18 protein-coding genes are annotated in these 22,702 nt (G+C 59.5%); 9 read left to right on the top strand and 9 right to left on the bottom strand.

From position 1 onward, the window contains the following. Nucleotides 1-4: 4 nt before the first annotated feature. The 8 genes from mce to NG895_RS04935 all read left to right on the top strand — a co-directional run bounded on the left by mce (nucleotide 5) and on the right by NG895_RS04935 (nucleotide 9,324). On the top strand, nucleotides 5-415 hold the full coding sequence (gene mce / locus NG895_RS04970) for a methylmalonyl-CoA epimerase (protein ID WP_252851351.1): 411 nt from the start codon (nucleotides 5-7) through the stop codon (nucleotides 413-415). Beyond that, nucleotides 412-2,547, top strand: coding sequence for a methylmalonyl-CoA mutase family protein (locus tag NG895_RS04965; RefSeq protein ID WP_252851350.1), 2,136 nt, complete (start codon nucleotides 412-414; stop codon nucleotides 2,545-2,547). Before mce ends, NG895_RS04965 begins: the two co-directional genes overlap by 4 nt. Continuing rightward, nucleotides 2,544-4,727, top strand: coding sequence for a methylmalonyl-CoA mutase (scpA, locus tag NG895_RS04960; RefSeq protein ID WP_252851349.1), 2,184 nt, complete (start codon nucleotides 2,544-2,546; stop codon nucleotides 4,725-4,727). The genes NG895_RS04965 and scpA overlap by 4 nt, the downstream gene beginning before the upstream one ends. Nucleotides 4,728-4,761: 34 nt before the next feature. Continuing rightward, on the top strand, nucleotides 4,762-5,772 hold the full coding sequence (gene meaB, locus NG895_RS04955) for a methylmalonyl Co-A mutase-associated GTPase MeaB (protein ID WP_252851348.1): 1,011 nt from the start codon (nucleotides 4,762-4,764) through the stop codon (nucleotides 5,770-5,772). 112 nt (nucleotides 5,773-5,884) lie between these two features. Continuing rightward, nucleotides 5,885-7,438: an acyl-CoA carboxylase subunit beta gene (locus NG895_RS04950; RefSeq protein ID WP_252851347.1), complete on the top strand. Its 1,554-nt coding sequence runs from the start codon at nucleotides 5,885-5,887 to the stop codon at nucleotides 7,436-7,438. Next, complete coding sequence (locus NG895_RS04945) at nucleotides 7,435-7,812, top strand: OadG family transporter subunit (protein WP_252851346.1); 378 nt, start codon at nucleotides 7,435-7,437, stop codon at nucleotides 7,810-7,812. Before NG895_RS04950 ends, NG895_RS04945 begins: the two co-directional genes overlap by 4 nt. Beyond that, complete coding sequence (locus NG895_RS04940) at nucleotides 7,809-8,189, top strand: acyl-CoA carboxylase biotin carboxyl carrier protein subunit (protein WP_252851345.1); 381 nt, start codon at nucleotides 7,809-7,811, stop codon at nucleotides 8,187-8,189. Before NG895_RS04945 ends, NG895_RS04940 begins: the two co-directional genes overlap by 4 nt. Nucleotides 8,190-8,196: 7 nt before the next feature. After that, entirely contained in the window at nucleotides 8,197-9,324 is a 1,128-nt protein-coding gene (locus NG895_RS04935; protein WP_252851344.1) for a sodium ion-translocating decarboxylase subunit beta, read from the top strand. 9 nt (nucleotides 9,325-9,333) lie between these two features. Here NG895_RS04935 and NG895_RS04930 read toward each other — a convergent pair whose 3' ends face one another. From NG895_RS04930 to NG895_RS04895, 8 genes are all read right to left on the bottom strand, one after another. Continuing rightward, entirely contained in the window at nucleotides 9,334-10,095 is a 762-nt protein-coding gene (locus tag NG895_RS04930; protein WP_252851343.1) for an enoyl-CoA hydratase-related protein, read from the bottom strand. 22 nt (nucleotides 10,096-10,117) lie between these two features. Further along, on the bottom strand, nucleotides 10,118-12,109 hold the full coding sequence (locus tag NG895_RS04925; RefSeq protein ID WP_252851342.1) for an acetyl-CoA carboxylase biotin carboxylase subunit: 1,992 nt from the start codon (nucleotides 12,107-12,109) through the stop codon (nucleotides 10,118-10,120). Between the two features lie 3 nt (nucleotides 12,110-12,112). Beyond that, on the bottom strand, nucleotides 12,113-13,645 hold the full coding sequence (locus NG895_RS04920) for an acyl-CoA carboxylase subunit beta (RefSeq protein WP_252851341.1): 1,533 nt from the start codon (nucleotides 13,643-13,645) through the stop codon (nucleotides 12,113-12,115). Between the two features lie 73 nt (nucleotides 13,646-13,718). Beyond that, nucleotides 13,719-14,822: an alpha/beta fold hydrolase gene (locus tag NG895_RS04915; RefSeq protein WP_252851340.1), complete on the bottom strand. Its 1,104-nt coding sequence runs from the start codon at nucleotides 14,820-14,822 to the stop codon at nucleotides 13,719-13,721. Then, the gene (locus tag NG895_RS04910; protein WP_252851339.1) at nucleotides 14,819-15,262 is read right to left on the bottom strand and encodes a hypothetical protein; all 444 of its coding nucleotides are present in this window, start codon (nucleotides 15,260-15,262) and stop codon (nucleotides 14,819-14,821) included. The genes NG895_RS04915 and NG895_RS04910 overlap by 4 nt, the downstream gene beginning before the upstream one ends. Nucleotides 15,263-15,448: 186 nt before the next feature. Then, a complete protein-coding gene (locus tag NG895_RS04905; protein WP_252851338.1) occupies nucleotides 15,449-16,468 on the bottom strand; it encodes a dihydroorotate dehydrogenase-like protein in 1,020 nt (339 codons plus the stop codon). Between the two features lie 2 nt (nucleotides 16,469-16,470). Further along, on the bottom strand, nucleotides 16,471-20,052 hold the full coding sequence (nifJ, locus tag NG895_RS04900; protein WP_252851337.1) for a pyruvate:ferredoxin (flavodoxin) oxidoreductase: 3,582 nt from the start codon (nucleotides 20,050-20,052) through the stop codon (nucleotides 16,471-16,473). 176 nt (nucleotides 20,053-20,228) lie between these two features. Next, on the bottom strand, nucleotides 20,229-20,660 hold the full coding sequence (locus NG895_RS04895; RefSeq protein WP_252851336.1) for a hypothetical protein: 432 nt from the start codon (nucleotides 20,658-20,660) through the stop codon (nucleotides 20,229-20,231). A gap of 219 nt (nucleotides 20,661-20,879) precedes the next feature. Between NG895_RS04895 and NG895_RS04890 the strand changes: the two genes are divergently transcribed. Further along, on the top strand, nucleotides 20,880-21,380 hold the full coding sequence (locus NG895_RS04890; protein ID WP_252851335.1) for a polyhydroxyalkanoate synthesis regulator DNA-binding domain-containing protein: 501 nt from the start codon (nucleotides 20,880-20,882) through the stop codon (nucleotides 21,378-21,380). A 28-nt stretch (nucleotides 21,381-21,408) separates the two neighbouring features. Here the strand turns inward: NG895_RS04890 and NG895_RS04885 are convergent, their stop codons facing one another. Beyond that, the gene (locus tag NG895_RS04885; protein ID WP_252851334.1) at nucleotides 21,409-22,638 is read right to left on the bottom strand and encodes an SDR family NAD(P)-dependent oxidoreductase; all 1,230 of its coding nucleotides are present in this window, start codon (nucleotides 22,636-22,638) and stop codon (nucleotides 21,409-21,411) included. Between the last annotated feature and the right edge of the window lie 64 nt (nucleotides 22,639-22,702).

The following is a 22,702-nucleotide window of genomic DNA, read 5'->3' as shown; positions in this document are numbered from 1 at the left end:
AATTGTGGAATCCGTAAAGTCTCTAAATCACGTGGGGATTGCCGTTCGTTCGATCGACGACCAGCGTCCCTTCTATGAAGGCGCCTTGGGTGCTGAATTCGAATGCTATGAAGAAGTACCGACACAAAAAGTGAAAGTTGGTTTCTTCAAAGTGGGTGACGTTCGTCTCGAGTTGCTCGAACCGACCGATCCGTCGAGTCCGGTTGCCAAATTTTTGGAGAGTCGCGGTGAGGGGCTTCACCACTTGGCCTTTACCGTCGATGATATTGAAGCGCGGATTGCGGATCTCAAAGAGTCCGGTTTGCGGATGATTGACGAAACGCCACGCCTCGGTGCTCACAACATGAAGATCGCCTTCGCGCACCCGAAAAGCACCTTTGGTGTACTGACCGAACTTTGCGAACCCGCTTCGTGAACAAGATAGAGGACAACGGTGGAACCATGCTCGACACCGAACTGAATATCAAGAAGGACTTCCCCCCCGTCGCGTACGAAGCGTGGCGCGAGGTGGTGGAAAACGACCTGAAGGGCGCTCCCTTCGAAAAGAAGTTGATCACACGGACCTTTGAAGGGGTCGAACTGCAACCAGTCTACACTTCGCGCGACTGGTCATCCGAGGGAGACCCCAACGGCTTTCCGGGACTGCCGTTCTTCCTCCGTGGTTCGAAGCCGCTGGCGCTTGCCGAAACGGGTTGGGACCTGCGACAGGAATACACGCACCCCGACTTGGCGGCCTCCAATCAGGCGATCTTAGCCGATCTGGAAGGTGGAGTGACGTCGATCCTGCTGCGATTGGATTGTGCCGCACGCGGTGGCCTTGATGCCGATTCCAAGGCGGCCGATGAGCTCTCAGCACGCGACGGCGTGGCCGCCTATCACGTGGACGATCTGGACGCCGTGCTCGCTAAGGTGCAACTGCCACTGGTGGGAGTTGCCTTGGAAGCCGGTGCCGCATTTCTGCCTGCTGCGGCTCAACTGGTGGCCCTCTGGCGTCGCCATGACGTGGAGCCCGACGAAGCACGTGGTGCCTTCAATGCCGATCCGCTGGCTGTGCTGGCTCGGGACGGGCAGCTGCCCACCTCGCCACAGACGGCCCTCGGCCTGATGGCCGATCTGGCCAAGTGGACCAGTGCAAACTACCCCAAGGTCACCGCCGTCCGCGTCGGTACCGCAGCCTACCACCACGCTGGAGCAACCGCCGTACAGGATATCGCCTTCAGCATGGCGACGGGGGTCGAGTACCTGCGAGCGATGACTGCTGCCGGCATGGATGTATCATCGGCCGCACGCCAGATACTGTTCAGCATGAGCGTCGGCACACACCAATTCCTTAGCATCGCCAAACTGCGAGCAGCACGTAGCCTGTGGGCACGCGTGGTCGAAGCCAGTGGTGGCGACGCTGAAGCTGGTGCCATGCGACTGCACACTCGCGTCAGCAAACGAGTGCTCACGGCACGCGACCCGTACGTCAACTTGCTACGCAACACGGTGGCCGTGTTCGCTGGTGGTGTCGGGGGCGCTGAGGTAATTACCTCCGAACCGTACGACGTTGCCGCCGGTCTGCCCGACGCCACCAGCCGACGGATTGCTCGAAATACGCTGCACGTCCTACAGGACGAGTCGCACCTGCATCGAGTGGTCGATCCGGCCGGCGGCAGTTGGTACATGGACTGGCTGACCAACGAACTCGCCACTCAAGCCTGGAGCCAGTTGCAGGAGATCGAACGGCAGGGCGGCATGCTGGCCGCTTTAGAGAGTGGCTGGGTCGCCGATCAGATCGACTCAGCATTTGCTCCGCGGGCCAAGGCCATTGCCAGCCGCAAGGAAGGCATCACCGGCGTAAGCGAGTTCCCCAATTTGACCGAGGAGCCCGTGGTTCGCCAAACGCCCGATCGAGCGGCCTTGCAAGCGAAAGCTACCCAGCGATTGGCTACCGCCCGCTGTGCAGCCGAGGTGGTGAGTGGCGTGGCCGGTAGCAGCGAGAAGATGGCCGCAGCCGTCGAGGCTGCGTCGGCCGGTGCTTCCATCGGCCAGTTGGCTAGCGGACTAGGATTTGGCGAGGGCGACACTACGATCACGCCAATCGCACCGCATCCGTTCGCCGAACCGTTTGAGGCACTTCGCGATGCCAGCGACAAGTGGCTCGCCGAAAAAGGCTCGCGGCCCAAGGTGTTCCTGGCCAACATGGGACCGATTGCCCACCACACGGCACGGGCCACATTCTCGAAGAACTTCTTCGAGGCGGGCGGATTCGAGGCTGTGACCAACAACGGCTTTGCCGATGCGGACGCCGCCGCCAAAGCACTGGCGGAGTCGGGAGCCAAGGTGGCCGTTATCTGTTCATCTGACAAACTGTATCCCGAGTTGGTGCCCGACACGACGGCCAAGCTCAAAGCAGCAGGTGCACGCACGGTGGTGCTGGCCGGCTATCCAGGCGAAAACGAAAACGCTTGGCGAGACGCCGGGGTGGATCAATTCATCTTCATCAAGTGCGACGTTCTCAGCACACTGCGGAATTTGCTTCGCGAGGAAGGAGTATTGCAATGAGTGGCTCAGTTCCTAACTTTGCCGAGGTTCCCTTCGCGGAGAAGCCGGCCACGCCAGGTACCTACGATCGGTGGCACCACGCCGCCGGCCCTGAGGCGGCTGACCTGACGTGGCAAACTCCTGAGCAAATTCCGGTGCAGCCGTTGTATTCGGCCAAAGACCTCGAAGGTCTGGAGCACCTGGACACCATGCCAGGGATGCCGCCTTTCCTGCGTGGACCGTACTCTACGATGTACGCGATGCGTCCCTGGACCATCCGCCAGTACGCTGGTTTCTCGACCGCCAAGGACTCCAATGCGTTCTACCGCCGCAACCTGGCCTCCGGTCAGATGGGCCTGAGCATCGCGTTCGACCTGTCGACCCACCGCGGTTACGACTCCGACCACCCGCGGGTGTCTGGCGACGTCGGCATGGCGGGCGTGGCGATCGACAGCATCTACGATATGCGAATGCTGTTCGATGGCATTCCGCTCGATCGCATGAGCGTGTCGATGACCATGAACGGCGCGGTACTGCCGATCATGGCCTTGTACATCGTAGCCGCGGAAGAGCAGGGTGTTGCACCGGAGAAACTTGCCGGCACGATCCAGAACGACATTCTCAAGGAGTTCATGGTTCGTAACACCTACATCTATCCGCCCGAGTCGTCGATTCGCATCATTGCCGACATCTTCCGCTACACTAGCGAGAAGATGCCGAAGTTCAATAGCATCAGCATCAGTGGCTACCACATGCAGGAAGCTGGTGCGACGGCCGACCTGGAGCTGGCCTACACGCTGGCCGACGGACTGGAATACGTTCGCACAGGACAGAAGGCTGGCCTGGAGGTCGACGCGTTCGCTCCCCGCCTGTCGTTCTTCTGGGCGATTGGCATGAACTACTTCATGGAAGTCGCCAAGATGCGGGCCGGCCGGATGATCTGGGCAAAGCTCATTAAGCAGTTCGATCCCAAGAACGCCAAGAGCATGAGCCTGCGGACGCACAGCCAAACCAGCGGCTGGAGCCTCACCGCCCAGGACGTGTACAACAATGTGATTCGTACCTGTGTGGAAGCGATGGCGGCCACCCATGGCCACACTCAGTCGTTGCACACCAACGCTCTGGACGAAGCCCTGGCGCTGCCAAGCGATTTCTCGGCACGCATTGCCCGCAATACGCAGTTGTTCCTGCAGCAGGAAACCGACACGTGCGACGTGGTCGACCCCTGGGGGGGCAGCTACTACGTCGAGCGGCTTACACGCGACCTAGCCGATCGGGCCTGGCAGCACATTTTGGAAGTCGAGGAACTGGGTGGCATGACCAAGGCCATCCAGGCGGGTATCCCCAAGATGCGCATCGAAGAAGCCGCCGTGCGGACTCAGGCTCGCATCGACTCGGGACAGCAAACCGTGATCGGTGTGAACAAGTATCGCCCGAAGGACGAAGAGCTGCTCAAGGTGCTGCACGTCGACAACACGTCGGTCCGCCAACAGCAGATCGCCAGCATCAAGAAGCTGAAAGAAGAACGCGACTCGGCGAAAGTCGAAGCGACGCTCAACGCGTTGCGACATGCGGCCAAAGATGGCACCGGCAATCTACTGGAACTGGCAGTCGACGCGGCCCGTTCGATGGCCACCGTGGGCGAGATATCCAGTGCCTTGGAAGACGTTTACGGCCGGTACGAAGCACCGGTCCAATCGGTACGAGGAGTATACGGCAACGAAGTGGGTGACAAAGCACACGCTAACGAAGTACGTGAACTGGTCGAATCCTTCGAGAAGCAAGATGGACGCCGACCACGGATCCTGATCGCCAAAATGGGGCAAGACGGTCACGATCGTGGCCAGAAGGTCATCGCCAGCGCGTTCGCCGACCTTGGCTTCGACGTGGACATCGGCCCGCTGTTCCGCACCGCCGGCGAGACCGCTCGCCATGCGGTGGAGAACGACGTGCACATCGTCGGTGTCAGCTCCCTGGCCGCTGGTCACCTGACGCTGGTGCCCGAATTGCGCGACGAACTTGCGAAACTCGATCGCGACGACATCATGATTGTGGTTGGCGGTGTGATACCACCGGAGGACTACGACGCTCTACGCAAAGCAGGTGCGGTGGCCGTATTTGGCCCCGGCACCGTGATCGGCGAAGCGGCGGCGCAGTTGCTCCGTGACCTTGCCGAAAGGCTGGAGCTCAGCCTGTCGTAGCAAGTCGCTTAACCGCTACCGAATTATATCGATTATGGGATCGTCATCACGTCGCCGAGCGCTGACCCTGGAGGATTACTACGCCGGTGTCGTTGCGCGAAACATTGCCGTTTTGCCCCGGGCGTTGACGCTCGTGGAGTCGACTCGGCCCGAACATCAATTGCTCGCCGAGCAGTTGATGACGCGCATCCTGCCACATACAGGGCAGTCGATTCGCGTTGGTATTACCGGCCCGCCGGGCGTTGGCAAGAGCACGTTTATCGAAGCCCTTGGCATGTACCTGGTGGGACTGGGACGCAAGGTGGCGGTGCTGGCGGTCGATCCGTCCAGCGGCGTAAGTGGTGGTAGCATCCTGGGCGACAAGACCAGAATGGCCCACCTGTCGGCCGAGCCGAACGCCTTCATCCGTCCCTCACCGTCGGCAGGTACATTGGGCGGAGTTGCTCGCAAAACGCGCGAGACCATGCTGATTTGCGAGGCGGCCGGCTTCGAGATCGTATTGATCGAAACAGTGGGCGTAGGTCAGTCGGAAACGATGGTGGCGGAGATGACCGACTGCTTCCTGGCATTGATGATGCCGGGAGGAGGCGACGAACTGCAGGGCATCAAGCGTGGCTTGCTGGAACTGGTAGACGTGATTGCGGTGAACAAAGCGGATGGCGTGAATCGCCAGCCCGCCGAGGTTGCCGCTCGACAATTGGAACGCATCTTGCATGCTTTGACGTCGCAAACCGACGAGCCCCCCGCCGTGTTGACCTGCAGTGCCCTGGAGCATACCAGCATCGACGCGGTGTGGAATGCCATCGAGCGACGACAGGAGAAGGCCCAACAGCTGGGTCTGCTCGCCGAACGTCGTTGTCGGCAAAGTGCACGTTGGATGTGGAGTATTGTGGACGAGCAGCTTCGCCATGCTGTCCACTCAAGTACTGCGGTGGCCAAGATACGAAACGACCTGGAATCCAAAGTGCTCGAGGGAGTCTTGGCGCCCGAGGCCGCAGCAAGGAGCATTTTGGAAGCTTGTGGGCTTAAGGTCGGCGAAACTTAGTTTTGTGAAATAGCCAGGCGGCGTCACTACTACGAACGATCGCACGCGAGCTATCGTGCACGATCATAGACGCGTATCCGCGCCCAAGGCGCAGCACGCAGAGGAATAGATAATGGCCATACAAAGAGAACTACTCGAAAACCTGCAGAAGCGCCGCAAGATCGCCAGCGAAGGTGGCGGACAGGATCGCATCGAAAAACGGCACGCCAAGGGCCTGCTGTCCGCCCGAGAACGGCTGTCCATCTTCTACGACACGGACACCTTTCAGGAATGGGGCATGCATGTCGAGCATTCCTGCCATGACTTCGGCATGGAGAAGAAGTCGCTGCCTTGCGATGGTGTTGTCACCGGCATTGGCTGGGTCGACGGGCGACCGATCGCCGCGTACAGCCACGACGCCACGGTGGGCGGTGGTGCTCTCGGGCAACGACACGCCAAGAAAATCTGCGATCTAATGGACTACGCCCTGGAGGGCGGCATGCCGGTAGTCGGCGTTAACGACTCTGGTGGCGCTCGTATCCAGGAAGCGGTCGAATCGCTCTCCGGCTACGGGCAAGTGTTCTACCGCAACGTGCAGCTATCGGGCGCGGTGCCGCAGATCGGCGTGATTGCCGGAAACTGTGCTGGCGGTGCGGCCTACTCCCCCGCGTTGATGGACTTTTTGATCATGACGCGTGAGAACGCGAACATGTTCATTTGCGGCCCCGGCGTCATCAAGGGAGCCACGGGCGTAGAAGCAACCATGGAAGAGATCGGCAGCGCGGCCGCAAACGCCACGCTCAGTGGCAACGTTCACTTCGTTGCCGACAACGATCAGCACGCCATGGAGTTGGTTAGAGAACTGCTGTCCTACCTGCCCCCGAACAATCTGGAAAATCCTCCCCACTTTACGCCGGACAACATCTCGCTGGACGACGATCCTTCGATGAACGACATCGTCCCTGCGGATGCGAAGGATTCGATGGATATGTACGAGGTGATTCAACGCCTGGTTGACCCTGGTCGGTTCCTCGAAGTACACAAAGATTTTGCCCAGAACCTGATCATTGGTTTCGGGCGGATCGATGGTATTGTCGTAGGCATCATCGCCAACCAACCGATGGTAAAGGCAGGCACGCTGGACATTGACGCTTCTGATAAAGGAGCGAGGTTCATTCGATTCTGCAACGCCTTTAACATCCCGCTGATGACTCTGGTCGACGTCCCCGGCTTCCTGCCTGGTGTTGCCCAGGAGCAGGGTGGCATTATCCGCCATGGTGCCAAAATGCTGTTCGCCTACTCGGCGGCCACGGTGCCGAAGATCACCGTGATCACCCGAAAGGCTTACGGCGGTTCGTACCTGGCGATGTGCAGCAGCGATCTGGGGGCCGACATGGTGTTTGCCTGGCCGACAGCCGAGATTGCCGTGATGGGTGCCGAAGGTGCCGTGAACGTGCTGTACCGCCGCGAACTGGATGCGGCCGAAGACCGCGCGGCTCTGCGAGCCAAGTTTGTCGAAGAGTACCGCGACCGCTTCGCCTCGCCTTACATGGCGGCGTCGCACGGCATGATTACCGACGTGATCTCGCCGGCGCAAACCCGAGGGGTTGTGTCGCTCGCCCTGCGAAATACACTCAGAAAACGCGAAACCCGTCCACCCAAGAAGCACGGTTTGATTCCACTATGATGTTCAACAATTGGCTGCTGATAGCGGTCTTCTCTGAAGAACCGACGATGAACGAAGTCCTGCAGTTCATTCTTGTGGGACTGCTGGTTGTGCTGGCGGCACTTGCCTCCCTGGCACTAATGAGCACGGCTGTCGCCTGGATACTGAAGACGATCAGAGAAAGCAAAACTCAACCGAAACCTGCGCCCATCCCCGATGAAGGGTTGCCGGAAGAAACCTTGGCGGTAATTGTCGCGGCCGTGGCGGCTGTCGTCACGCAACCGCATCGCATCGTACATATACGCGGACTGACGCCCGAAGACATGGCTTGGGCTCTGCAGGGTCGCTCACAAATACACGCATCTCATGCACTTAAACCACAGGACCATCGATGAAGAAGCTTCGAATTACCATTGGAGACAAGTCGTACGACGTCTCCGTCGAGGTGCTAAGCGACGACTCAGCCCCCGTGACTAACATTCCCCGTCCGGCGATCACCTCCTCTCCGGTTGTCGCGCCAGCCGCCGCGGCCCCCGCGCGCCCGACCGGTGCCGCAGCTCCTGGTGTCATCATCAGTCCCATGGCGGGTATGGTGAAGGCGATCCAGGTCAAGGAAGGCGACTCGGTGGAGCAAGGCCAGGTGCTGGTGCTACTCGACGCGATGAAGGTCGAAAACCGAATCACCGCCCCAACCGCTGGCAAGGTCTCCAAGATCCTGGTCAAAGAAGGCGATACCGTAAGCGAAGGCCACGTGCTTCTCGAGATGAATTGAAACCAACATGATTGATGCATTCAACCAGTTCACAGCGTTCGATGAAGTTACGTACCAGATGCTCATCATGTGGGTCGTGTGCGGCGTGCTGGTCTACCTGGCGATCGCCAAAGAGTTCGAGCCCATGCTGCTATTGCCCATCGCATTTGGGGCACTGTTGGCCAATCTGCCGACGGCCGGGCTTACGAACACGCCCACCGAGCATGAAGCGGGCGGGTTGTTCTACTACTTGAAGCAGGGCATAGATCTAGAGATCTATCCACCGCTCATCTTTCTAGGTGTCGGGGCGCTGACGGACTTTGGCCCTGTGATTGCTAATCCGCGCACACTACTGCTGGGGGCTGCGGCCCAGGCAGGCGTGCTAATTACGTTCCTTGGAGCGTACTTGATCGGATTCACCCCCGACCAGGCGGCTTCCATCGGCATTATCGGCGGAGCGGATGGTCCGACGTCCATCTTCATTGCCAACAAGCTAGCACCCGCCCTTGTGGGCCCAATTGCTGTAGCGGCCTACTCGTACATGGCTCTCGTGCCACTGATTCAGCCGCCAATCATGCGAGCGCTGACTACATCGCACGAACGCAAGATTCGCATGCAGTCGCTTCGCAAGGTGAGCAAGCTCGAACGGCTGATCTTCGCCTTCGCCACACTCATCATTTGCATTCTGATAGTACCGTCCGCTTCAGCACTGATCAGCATGCTGATGCTCGGAAACATTCTACGCGAGAGTGGAGTGGTCGAACGACTCTCGAAGGCGGCTCAGAACGAGCTGATCAACATCGTCACCATCTTCCTCGGCACCTGCGTCGGCATCACGATGAAAGGTGATGAGTTCCTGCGAGGCAGCACGCTTTCCATCCTGGCGATGGGCATCGTGGCGTTCTGCATCTCCACCGCCAGTGGCCTGCTGATTGCCAAGCTGATGAACTGGTTCTCCCCCAACAATCCCATCAACCCATTGATCGGTGCTGCGGGTGTATCGGCCGTACCGATGGCCGCACGCGTCGCCCAGGTGGAAGGGCAGCGGGCCGATCCGCAAAACTTCCTGTTGATGCACGCCATGGGACCCAACGTGGCCGGCGTGATTGGCACAGCGGTGGTCGCAGGTTACTTCATCGCTCGGCTGGCCAACTGAGCCTCACCGTTATTGAGAGCGTAGCGAGTCGAACACCTTGGCGATGCGTTGCCGGACATCCGGGTCCGCCAGCAGCTGCTCGTTCCGCTGCTGGAGTTCGGCCAGTTGGCCGTCGGCGAGTCCGGTCTGCGCGGCAAGTACATTAAGCTGCTGTTTCGCGTTGGCAATGCCCGCCGGCGAGCAGGCGAGCAGCCTCTCGACGAGGGTTTGCGTGGTCGCTTCCAGCTCTGAGGCCTCGACCACGTGGTTGTAGAGGCCGGCAACATAGGCATCGTGGGCAGTGAGCGTGCTGGCTGTAAACAGCATCTCCTTGGTCTTGTGCAGCCCCATCACGCGTAGCCAGTAGGCGTACAGCTCCGCGGGCAAAGGAATTCCCAGCTTCTTGGAAGTGATAGCCACCTCGGCATTCTGGCTGGCCACCACCATATCGCTATACAACAGCAATAGCATGCCGGCCGCGTAGACGCTGCCTTCGACCATCGCCACGACGGGGATGGGCATCGACTGCAGGTGCCGGCAGACTTTCAGGGTGGTGTTATCTTCCAGCAGATTATCGGGCTCCAACTCCGCCAGATCGTGCCCCGCACACCATACAGGCACTCCCGGGTTTGCTCGCAGGATCACGACCCGAGCTTCTTCTCGCTCGGCTTGTTCCAGGCTGGCAAGCAATCGAGCACCCATTTCGCCATTCAGCGCGTTCCTCTTCTCGTCGCGGTTGAGTGAGAGGGTTACAACCGCCTGTTCATCCTTGCTGTATTTGACGCTCGCCATGACGCCTCGTGAATGGATTGGGTTACTCGAATTCCACAATCGGCTGGTCGACTGCCAGCGTGTCGCCCACCGCAGCCATGGTGTTCTTGATAACTCCGTCCCGCTCGGAACGAAGCACATTTTCCATTTTCATCGCTTCGACGACTGCCATGTCCTGACCGAGTTTCACCTCTACTCCCGGCTCGACGAGCAGCTTTGATAGCAAGCCCGGCATTGGCGACAGCAAGTACTTGGTCACGTCGGGAGGTGTCTTGGGAGCCATCCGCGACAGCAGCTCCGCCGCGCGGGCCGTCAGCACCATCACATCGACCTGCGAACCCCAATGGAACAAGCGGTAGATCATGTTCCGCCGTTCCACTTGCATGCAGACGTAGTTGCCATTGATTGTGCTGCGAAAAATAGGCTGCCCAAACTGCCAGTCGCTCATCACGCGGTAGTGAGCGTTGCCGTAGTACACCTCGTGGCCGCCACCTTCCTCCAGCGGCCGCACTGTTACCGGATGTTGCTCGCCTCCCAGCACCACTACCCAGTCGTCGTGAATCTTGCGTTCGTACCCAGGCATTTGGCCACTGATTTTGGCGGCGCGGTCCATATAGCGACGGTGTATCGTGGCCGCCGCAGTGATTAGCAGGGCCGGATCGTCGTGCACCACGTGAGCGGCGTCGAAGCCATCGGGGTACTCCTGGGCGATGAAGTTGGTGCTGAGCCGACCTTCGCGGAATCGCTTGTGGTCCACTAGCGCCGCCAGGAAGCTGATGTTGTGCGCCACCCCCCGGATGCAGAACTCGTTGAGGGCTTCGCGAAGGTGCGCGATCGCCAAGTCGCGCGTCGGACCATGCGCAATCACCTTGGCGATCATCGGATCGTAGTGCATGGAGACCTCGCCCCCTTCGTACACGCCGGTGTCGACACGCACGGCGTTCGACTCAGCCGGCGGACAGTACCGTACCAGGCGGCCGATCGAAGGAAGAAAGTTGCGGAAGGGATCTTCGGCATACACACGGGCTTCGATGGCCCAGCCATTGAACTTCACGTCGCCCTGCCCAAGTGGCAGCGGCTCGCCAGCAGCGATGCGAATCATCAACTCCACCAAATCGACGCCGGTCACCAACTCGGTCACCGGATGCTCGACCTGCAAACGGGTATTCATCTCCAGGAAGTAAAAATTGCGATCGTTATCGACGATGAACTCCACCGTACCGGCCGATTGATAGTCGACCGCCCGCGCGAGCGCCACGGCCTGACTGCCCATGGCTTCGCGAGTTTCGGGATCGAGGAATGGCGAAGGGGCTTCCTCGATCACTTTTTGATGCCGACGCTGCAGCGAGCATTCGCGTTCGCCCAGATAGATGATATTGCCGTGGGCGTCTGCCAGCACCTGGATCTCGATGTGGCGAGGCTCGTCGATGAACCGCTCGACAAATAGCCGTTTGTCGCCGAAGGCCGTCTGCGCTTCGCCCGATGCCCTGTCGAAGCCCTCGCGGCACTCCTGGTCGTCGGTGGCGATGCGCATGCCTTTGCCGCCGCCGCCCGCGCTTGCTTTGAGCATCACTGGGTAGCCGATCTCGTGAGCAACCTTCACCGCATGATCGGCATCGCGGACCACACCGGTAAAGCCTGGAATCGTGTTCACACCTGCCTCGATGGCAAGATTCTTCGAGGTGATCTTGTCACCCATGCTGGTAATGGCGTGCGGCTTGGGTCCGATAAACGCGATGCCTTCTTCCTCCAGCGCCGTGGCGAAGGCGGCGTTTTCCGACAGGAAGCCATAGCCGGGATGTACCGCCTCGGCCCCGGTTTCTTTACAGGCCTGGACAATGCGATCGATGAGCAGGTAGCTCTCCGCCACCGGCGCAGGGCCGATCAGCACGGCCTCGTCAGCCATCTCAACGTGCAAGGCGTTGCGATCCGCTTCGGAAAAGACGGCAACCGTCTGGATGCCCATACGCTGGGCCGACTTGATGACGCGGCAAGCGATCTCGCCGCGATTGGCAATCAGGATTTTTTTTAACATTGTCTATAGGGGAATGTTCCCATGCTTGCGCCAGGGATTTTCAAGGCGTTTGTCTCGCAGCATCGCCAGCGAGCGGCAAATCCGCTCGCGGGTCAGTCGAGGCGTGATTACGTCGTCGATGTATCCTCGCCGCCCCGCAATAAACGGATTGGCAAACTTCTTACGGTACTCTTCGGTCAGTTCCTCGATCTTCTCTTTGTTACCGCGCTCTTCGCGGAAGATGATTTCCACCGCTCCTTTGGGGCCCATCACCGCAATCTCGGCGCTGGGCCAGGCAAGATTCACATCACCCCGCAGATGCTTCGAAGCCATCACGTCGTAGGCCCCGCCGTACGCTTTGCGGGTGATCAGCGTGATCTTCGGCACGGTGGCCTCGGCGTAGGCGTATAGCAGCTTAGCACCGTGCTTGATGATGCCGCCGTATTCCTGCGCGGTGCCCGGCATGAACCCGGGAACGTCCACCAGCGTGATGATCGGTATGTTGAAGCAATCGCAGAACCGCACAAAGCGGGCGGCCTTGATCGCCGAACGAATGTCCAGACATCCCGCCAGCACCAAGGGCTGGTTGGCCACGATGCCCACGGGGTAACCTTCCATGCGCCCAAAGCCCACCACGATGTTCTTGGCATGCTCGGGCTGAAGTTCGAAAAAGTCGGTGTCGTCAACGATCTTTAGGATCAGTTCCTTCATATCGTACGGCGTGGTGGGGTTGTCCGGCACCAGCGTGTCGAGCGAAGGTTCCGCGCGGCTGGCCGGGTCCGGGGAAGGGCGGTGCGGCGGAGCCACACGGTTGTTGGCCGGCAGGTAGTTGATGAAACGCCGCAGCATGGCAAGTGCTTCGACGTCGTCTTCGAACGCCCGATCGGCCACGCCCGACTTGGTCGAGTGGGTCACCGCGCCCCCCAGTTCTTCGTGAGTCACCTCCTCATGGGTAACCGTCTTTACCACTTCCGGGCCGGTGACGAACATGTACGAACTGTCTTTGACCATAAAGATAAAGTCGGTCATCGCGGGCGAATACACCGCACCGCCGGCGCAGGGCCCCATGATCAGCGAAATCTGCGGTACCACGCCTGACGCCATCACGTTGCGCTGAAACACCTCGGCGTAGCCACCCAACGAGGCCACGCCTTCCTGAATGCGGGCGCCACCCGAGTCGTTGAGGCCGACCACCGGCGCGCCGACTTTCATGGCGTGGTCCATGATCTTGCAGATCTTCTCCGCGTGGGCCTCGGAGAGCGAGCCGCCGAACACGGTAAAGTCCTGGCTGAAGACGAACACCACCCGGCCGCTCACCGTGCCATAACCGGTTACGACTCCATCGCCAGGAATGCTCTCCTGATCCATGCCGAAATCGACGCAGCGATGTTCGACAAACATGTCCCATTCCTCGAACGTGCCGGGGTCCAGCAGCAGTTCAATCCGTTCGCGGGCGGTCAGCTTGCTCTTGGCATGCTGCCGGTCAATACGCTTTTGCCCGCCACCCATCTTGGCGGCGGCACGCTTTTCCTCGAGTTGTCGAACGATGTCTTGCATGTGAGTGATTCGGTTGGTTGTTTCGAATGTCAGGTGGTTGACGAGTTTGGTATGGCGGCGCCGGCGACGGGCGTCAAGTCACCTCCGTCGAGTGCGCCGCGATCCACTCGGATGCTGGCGGCCACAATTCCCGGTGCGAGCGAGCGCTGACCGCCAGTCCGATATGTCCAGCGTCGATCGACAACGACTCGAACTCCGCCGAACGAACATGCTGCTCGAGTGCCTTGCTCGACCGGGGCGACACCAAGTGATCGCGGTCGGCCGTGAGCAGCAGCACCGGGCACTGGATCGAGCCGAGCCGCACCTTCACACCACGGAGTTCAAGTTTACCCTCTGTGAGCTGATTCTGCTGATATAGCAGCTTGACGAAATCGCGGAACGTCTCGCCGGCGATGGGAATGCTATCGTTGGCCCATCGCTCCATGGCCAAGAAGTTCTCCAAACTGGCGTCCGAGTCTATCCGTTCGTGCAGATTCAAGTACTTCTCGATGTAGTTCTGCACGGGCTTCATCAGTTGGAAACACGACTGCAGGAACCAGCCGGGACAGTTGCCGTAGACGTCCACGAATTGATCGACATCGAAATAATCCACTTGCGTCCAGCGGTTCAACAGCCCATCGTCCGCATGAAAATCGATAGGCGGGGCCATTAGTATCAGGTTGCGAACCTGCTGGGGGAACAACGCCGTGTAGATCGTGGCCATGGTCCCACCCATGCAGTAGCCGAGTAGATTGAGTTGCGTAACTTCGGCACGCTGCAGGGTTGCTTCGACCGCCTCGTGCATCGAACCGCAAACGTAGTCGGCCAAGCACCTTCCATGATTGGCGTCGGTTGGAGCAACCCAGTCGATCAACCACACGTCGATCCCCCGTTCCAACAGCCGTTGCACCACACTGCGACCGTTCGGCAGGTCCAAGACATAGGGGCGATTTACCAGGGCAAAGCAAATCAGCACGGGCTCGGCAGACTGGCGAGCCGGCTTGGCCTGATAACGCAGCAGCCGAAAGACGTTGTTCTCCAGTACGACCTCGTATGGTGTCGTCGAAATTCGCGTTGGTGGGCGAACCACGCGAGGAAACTGGAGCAGGTGTTCCCAGAGCCTCAACGTTTGAAGTTGGGAGTCGCCCTGCAGTTCGAGTAGGGCATCCAGGAAAGTTGGCGGCCCTGCGGAGTTCATGGTGGCCCCCCGGAATTGTCGAGCTTCTTCTCCACCGCTTCGAGCCGCTTTTCAATGCGGCTCAATTGCTCGACGAGCATTGCTGACAGCTCGTCGAGGCGGCAACCTACCTGGGCCGCACCGCTGGCTTCCGCCTTGCCCTGCGGCGCAGCAGTGGCCATCTGCCCGAGGGCGTTGCTCTGTCGCTTCAGCTCGATCAGTGTATCAAGATGGCTTTTTAGCAACCCCAGGAACAGAGGGCTGCGAAGATAGGCGTCGATGCTCTTGCTGGCGGCGTCGAGCCACTCGCGGCCTTGCGATTGCTCATCAGCAGCGGGACAGGCTTGCTGTGACACGGCCTCCGCCGCCTCGTTTAGCTGCCGAGTGTACGCCGTCCAGTAATCCATCAAGGGACGGAATAACGGATCGAACGTATTGGAGGAGTCGTCGTGACTGGACACCTTCCACTCCCCATCGGCTGGACCGACCTTGCTGCGCTAGCCCTGCAGGCTGGCCGCGAATGAACCGAAGGGTTCTGCGGGACACCCTGCACACGTCAAGCAAGTCTGTTGGCGGCGACGACTCTAGGTAGCATTAGCATGGCCATAACGTTGCCATCATCGCCCCCAAGTCTAGCTTGACCACAATCAATGCGGCATGAACTCCTCCGGCGTGTAGCTGCGCAAGGCCTTCATGTAATTGGCTCGTTCCAGGGCGCTAGGATCGGGGCAATTGGCCCGACTCATGCTCCCTTGCATCTGCTCGACGGATAGGTACTCCTTCTCTTCCAACCAGGCCTCGAGATCCTTCAGGATGGTGGCTAGGTATTCCGGCCCTTTCAACAACAGTACGCTGGCCATCATCGTCACATCGGCTCCAGCCAGCAGCAGCTTCGCAGCGCCCTGCATACAGTGTACGCCACTGGTAGCAGCTAGCGATACACTGATCTGGTCGCGAATAATCGAGATCCATCGCAATGGCACCCGCGACTCGTAGCGGTTGCTCAGCACCAGATCGGGCTTAATCTCCAGCGTGTCCAAGTCGATATCTGCCTCAAGATAGCGATTGAACAACACGATGCCGCTCGCCCCCGCCTGAACCAGTTTGCGAGCGAAGTTTGGCAGGCTGGTGAAGTTTGACCCAATCTTCACGGCCACCGGAATCGACACCGACTTGCGAACCTCCGAAACGAGCTCGACGTACCTGGCCTCGACTTGCTCGGACGTCATCGACGCGTCGGTCGGAACGAAGTAAATGTTCAACTCCACCGCGTCGGCACCCGCTTCCTGGATCGCCCGCGCGTAGCGGACCCAGCCGCCGCTCGAGGAACCGTTGAGGCTGCCGATCACAGGGATCGACAGGGCCTGCTTGGCTGATTCCAGGTGCTTGAGGTACTCATCCGGTCCCGTGGCATAGTCGGGGTATTCGGGGAAGTGAGTCAGCGACTCGGCAAACGACTCGGTCTGGTAATCGTACAGCTGCGCGATTTCCAGTTCCTCGTGCACGATTTGCTCTTCGAACAGCGAAGGCAGCACGACGCACGATGCGCCAGCGGCTTCCAAACGCCAGAGCATGTCGAGATCGCCGGTCAGCGGTGCACAGGCTGCCACTGCCAGCGGGTTCTTAAGGGTCATTCCCAGGTACTTGGTTTTCAGATCGACAGGCATGGCTAAGCTTCCACCTCCACTTCTACGATTTCGTCCATAACTTCACGCTCCACTCCGGCCATCTGCTCGTAGTAGTGCCATCGATCGTCGATGTCTCCCTGTGCCAGATTAAACAGGTACTCGGCGTGTTCGGGATTCGTGCGGGCCAGCATCGCAAACCGTGCCTCGGACATGGCCAGTTCCTTGAACGGCTTGGTCGGCTTGCGGCTGTCCAGGTGGAACGGCTGCGTACCGGCGTGGGCTTCCCGCGGGTCGTAGCGGAACAGCGGCCAGAAACCAGTTTGCACCACGTCCTTTTGATGTGACATGGAAGTTTCCATGTTGATGCCATGGGCGATGCAGTGGCTGTACGCCAGGATGAGCGACACGCCCGGATACGATTCCGCCTGGCGGAAGGCTTTGAGCGTCTGGTTGGGGTTCGATCCCATCGCTATCTGGGCGACGTACACGTTGCCGTACGACACGGCGAGCATACCCAGGTCTTTCTTGCGGGCTGGCTTGCCACCAGCGGCGAACTTCGCCACGGCTGCCCGCGGGGTAGCCTTCGACATCTGCCCACCGGTGTTGGAGTAGACGCCCGTGTCGAGCACCAGGATGTTGACGTCGCGCCCGGTGGTCAGCACGTGGTCGAGGCCGCCAAAACCGATGTCGTAGGCCCAACCGTCGCCACCGACGATCCAGACACTGCGTTTGACCAGCACGTCCGCAATCGAAGCCAGTTTCATGGCGTCCGGATCGCTGGACTCCTTCAGCCGCAATCGCAACTGTTCAACCCGCTCGCGTTGCTCGGCGATGGCTGCCTCGTCCGCGCACGTGGCGTTGACGATTTCACCTACCAAATCGTCACCCACCGTCGAGGCAAGCTTCTTCAGCAGGTGCTCGGCATAGTCTCGCTTTTGATCGACTGCCAGTCGCAGGCCCAGTCCGAACTCGGCCGTATCTTCGAACAACGAGTTGTTCCAGGTTGGCCCTCGCCCCGCTGAGGTCTGGCTGTAAGGTGTGGTTGGCAGGTTGCCGCCGTAGATGGACGAGCACCCTGTGGCGTTGCCTATCAACACTCGATCACCAAATAGCTGGGTCATCAACTTCAGGTAGGGCGTTTCACCACAACCGCTGCACGCCCCGGAAAACTCAAACAGCGGTTGCAGCAACTGCGAACCTTTCACCGTGTCGATCTTGGCTGCAGTTCGATCAACCTCGGGTAGCCCAAGGAAGTAGTCGAAGTTGGCCCGCTCGCGCTCGAGATGCGGGTCTTTCTCCTCCATATTGATCGCCTTGTGCTTGACGACCTCTTTGCTCTTGGCCGGGCAGACGTCGACGCATACGCCACAGCCCGTGCAGTCGTCCGGCGCCACCTGAATGGTTACCAGATGGTCGGGCAACTCTTTGCCCTTCCAGGGGCGTGACAAGAAATCGGCCGGCGCCGAACCATTGCACGAACTGGCGGGATAGGCCTTGGTGCGAATCGCCGCGTGAGGACACACCAATGCACACAGTCCGCACTGGATGCAGATGTCGGGATCCCAGATGGGAATCTGCTGGGCGATGCTTCGTTTTTCGAAACGCGCCGTGTCGGTTGGGAAGGTGCCGTCGACCGGCAGCGCACTCACTGGCAACAGGTCGCCCAGGCCGGCGATCAACATCGAGGTCACCCGCTGGACGAAATCCGAACCGCCGCTGGCGACCAAAGCTTCGCGATGGGAAGTGCTGGTTGCCTGGCTGGGCACCGTGACTTCGCACAAGGCACTAAGTGCACCGTCTACCGCAGCGTTGTTGCGATCGACTACCGACTGGCCGCGCTTGCCGTAGGTCTTCTGAATGGCCGCCTTGATATGATCAATCGCCTCGTTGCCCGGCAGCAGCTTCGCCAGCGAAAAGAAGCAGGTCTGCATGATCGTGTTGATCCGCGAACCCATCTCCGCTTCACGGGCCACCTTATAGGCGTCGACCACGTAGAATTTCAGGCCTTTGTCGATGATCTGCTGCTGGGCCTCCTGCGGCAGTTTGTCCCAGATCTCGTCCGGCCCGTAGGGACTGTTGAGCAGGAATGTGGCGCCCGGCACCGCGACTTTCAGCACGTCCATCCGAGCCAGGAAGTTGAACTGGTGGCAGGCCACGAAGTTGGCGCGGTCGATCAGATAGGAAGACTCGATCGGCCGCGGGCTGAATCGCAAGTGCGATACCGTTACCGAGCCCGCCTTCTTCGAGTCGTACACGAAGTAGCCTTGGGCAAATTTGTCGGTATTCTCACCGATGATCTTCACCGAGTTCTTACTCGCGCCCACGGTGCCGTCGCTGCCCAGACCGTAGAACACAGCCCGCATGACGTCGTCCGGTTCGGTGGAGAACTCGGGATCCCACTTCAGGCTGAGGTTTGTCACGTCGTCGATGATGCCCACCGTGAAGTGCTTCTTCGGTTCGGCGGCTTTGAGCTCCTCGAACACGCTGGCCGCCATGGCGGGCGTGTACTCTTTGGACGACAGGCCATAGCGCCCGCCAATCAGCGTGGGCACGTCCTGCAGACGGCCACCTTCAGACAGTGCAGTGATGACGTCCTGATAAAGTGGTTCGCCAATCGAGCCCGGCTCCTTGGTGCGGTCGAGCACGGCAATCGCTTTGGCCGATGCGGGAAGTGCTGCGAGGAAGGACGGCACGTCGAACGGCCGATACAAACGAACCTTCAGTACACCGACCTTCTCGCCCGCGTTATTGAGTTTGCTTACGGCCTCTTCGGTCGCACCGACGCCGGAGCCCATCATTACGATCACTCGTTCGGCGTCTTCCGCGCCGGCATAGTCGTACAGTTGATAAGTGCGTCCGGTCAGCTCGGCGAACTTCTGCATCGCCTCGCTGACGATGCCCGGCACGGCCGAGTAGTACGGGTTCACTGCCTCGCGGGCCTGGAAGTATACATCCGGGTTCTGGGCCGAACCGCGTAGAATGGGTTTGTCGGGATTCATCGCCCGATCGCGGTGCGCCTGGATTAGATCCAGATCGGTCATCTCGCACACCACTTCGTTCGGCAGTTGGGAGATCTTGTTCACTTCGTGCGAAGTGCGAAAGCCGTCAAAGAAGTGCAGAAAAGGAATTCGCGATTTTAGTGTCGCCGCCTGAGCGATCATCGCCATGTCGTGCACTTCCTGCACGGAGTTCGACGCCAACAAGGCCCAGCCTGTTTGCCGCACGGCCATCACATCGGCATGATCGCCGAAGATGGATAATGCATGCGTAGCGAGCGACCGCGCAGCGATGTGAAACACCGTGGGGGTCATTTCCCCGGCCACCTTGTACATGGTGGGGATCATGAGCAACAACCCCTGCGAGGCTGTAAAGGTGGTGGAGAGAGCTCCGGCCTGCAGTGCACCATGCACGGCGGCGGCCGCCCCCCCTTCGCTTTGCATCTCGATTACGTCAGGCACGGTGCCGAAGATGTTCTCGCGGCCTCGCGCGGACCAGGCATCGGAGAACTCGCCCATCGGCGAAGCAGGCGTGATTGGGTAGATCGCAATCACTTCGTTGGTCAAGTGGGCAACATGGGCTGCTGCTTCATTTCCATCTACAGTAACAAACTTCGTTGCACTCACAGGACACAACTCCTTATCGCAATAGACTGTTACCACAGTGCAGGCGAATAGCAGGCACTGTGGTATAGGTTACTTCAATTGGTGAATTTTAACACGGGAGGTGCGGAACATAGTGCTCACCCAAGCGGAGGCGGATGGGCTCACGTACGCACCTCCCGCAAATCGGATCACTTTAGTCACTTACCGACTTTTGTGGTCAATTCACTCCACCGGTTAACGGCCTCCTGAAACTCGTTCATCTGAGTCTCCGAGATTTCGCGTACGCAATCAAAGGTCTTGCGGAACATCTTCTCGGTTCGCTGACGAAACTCCTCGGGGTTGGATGCCTCGGAGACGCGCAGCGCTTCTTCCAACGACTCCTGGGCGGCCTGGTACTGCTTATCCAGCGAATCTCGGTGCTTGTGTGCCAGTTCCGAGACGGTGGTCACCCACTGGTGCTGGAAATCGCGGACTTTTTCTACCCAAGCCGCTTGGGGCGTAGGAAAGCCGGGCCATAGTGCCCCCCATTGGCGGAACATCTCTTGTTGCATCTTCAGGTTCGATTCGGCCGCTTTCCGAAAGTTCTTAAAGACGTCTTCAAATACATCGGTTGGCATCGTGGTAGCCATCACGCTACCTCCTTTCACGCTGATTCATGTTTAATCCCAGCATGGCAACCATTGCTCACGCACTAAAACGCTTCGATACACGCATCTTGAGGGCGTCGTCGCCTTTGTGCCGTCCACCTCCTGCACCGCCTTGCTGTTTTCCTTTTCCATCAAGTGCTACAATTGGGTAGCTAAACGCCACAACGATCCGCCCTTCTCCGATCGAAGGCGACCCCTGTGATGTCCGACTCCCGCGTTCATATCAAACGGTATCCCAACCGCCGCTACTACGCGCGACAGCTTAGCAAGTACGTCTCGCTGCAAGAGATCGAGGAGATGATTCAGGGCGGCCAGACGGTCGAAATTCGAGACAGCCAAACCGGCGAAGATCTCACTCGGGTAGTGCTCACGCAGATTATCGCCGAACGCCATCCGGAAAAGATGGAACTGTTCCCCACGGATATGCTCCACTTTATCCTGCGTTCGAACGACGCCATGTCGGGCTTTCTGCGCGATTACTTCCGACATTCGCTCACCTTTCTCGATTACTTGCATCGACACAATCCCAGCCCAACTACGCTCAGCAAGCCGATCCACTGGCTGCAAACGTGGCTGGACACTATTGCACCGACGTCGGGCGACGACCGCCCTGTCCCGTCTTCCAGCGACGAGGCGCTGTTACGCCAGCAACTTCATCAAATGGATGAACGTTTGCGTCGACTGGAAAATCGGGACGACTAACCTCCACTGCTCACTCATCTAGCTTCGCTCAGGCTGGCGGGTGCCAACCCGCATCCGCCCACAGCTCGCCACTGACTGCCGAGTTCGACACCATGAAGCACACGGCGTCAGCAATCTCCTCGGGGCGGATCAGCCGACGAAGCTGAGTGAATGGCAGCACGTACTTCTCCAGGAACTCATCACCCAACGCCCTGGCCATCGGCGTATCCGTGAAGCCGGGATGGATAATCGCACAACGCACGCCGTGGAAGATGGCTTCCTTCATCAGCGTGGCCGCGCCGCCTTCCAGTCCGGCTTTGGCAACGGCGTAGGAGATTTGGCCCTTATTGCCCTGGGACGATACGGATCCCAGGAACACCACGGTGCCTTCCATCTCCTCGGTCGGCTCCCATTTCTTCAATCCGCGACGACGACGATCTTCGGCAACGCGGGCAACCATCTCCATGGCCCAATAGATGGGCGCGATCAGATTCACCTCGGTTACCTTGCGGAAATCCTCGATCGGATAAACCGAAGCCTGGCCGGTCTCCTTATCCACTCGAACGGACAGCGCATCCCGCGTAATTCCGGCGGCAGGCACGCAGATGCGAACCAGGCCGTGGCGCGAGGCCGCGTCGTCGAACACCCGGGCGCGAAACTCCGCGTCGCTGGTGTCACCCACAATGGCATCCGCCACGTCGCGACCGACCTCTTTGTTAATCTGCTTGGCGGTTTCGTTCACCGCATCATTCAAGTCAACCATCACTACCGCCCGTGCACCGCGCTGAGCAAGGTCTTTGGCTACCGAGGCGCCAATACCACTGGCTGCTCCAGTCACCACGGCCACGCGTTGAGCAATATTCATGTCGCCTTTCACACCCATGGTTGGTTGTGCCTTGCTGCCGTTCACTTGGGGTGGCTCGGCCACCGTTTTCTCTTCAATTTTGGCTACCGGTTCGGCAACGGCCGAGGCTGTTGCTGCCGCGCTAGCCTGTTTGGCGCCGGTCCATACGGCCTCGAACGATTTGATCGCCGTGTCGAACTGGCGATCGATCACCTCTTGTTGACTGCGAGCCAGCGTAACGACTGCGTCGGCCCAACCCGCGTGCAGTTGTCGGATGGGAGCCAGCCATGACGGGCTCCCTTGCGAAACCCCGGGCAAGTAGCGGCTCCAACTCTCCAGTACCTGGCTCTGTGTTGCGATGTTCTGATCAGCCGCTGTACGCAGCGTGTTGATCAACTCCGCAAACAGGTTCATCGGTTTCTCCTTGCTGGCCATGTCGATGTCTCCTGCCTGTTGGTGTGGATGTGCGAACGCAGGCCTCCGCCAACTAAAACGTGAG

This window comes from Aeoliella straminimaris, from assembly GCF_024054565.1.
In the GTDB taxonomy this organism is placed as follows: Bacteria; Planctomycetota; Planctomycetia; order Pirellulales; family Lacipirellulaceae; genus Aeoliella; species Aeoliella straminimaris.
Note: the sequence above shows the minus strand (reverse complement) of the source record. Positions and strands in the feature narration are given on the sequence as shown.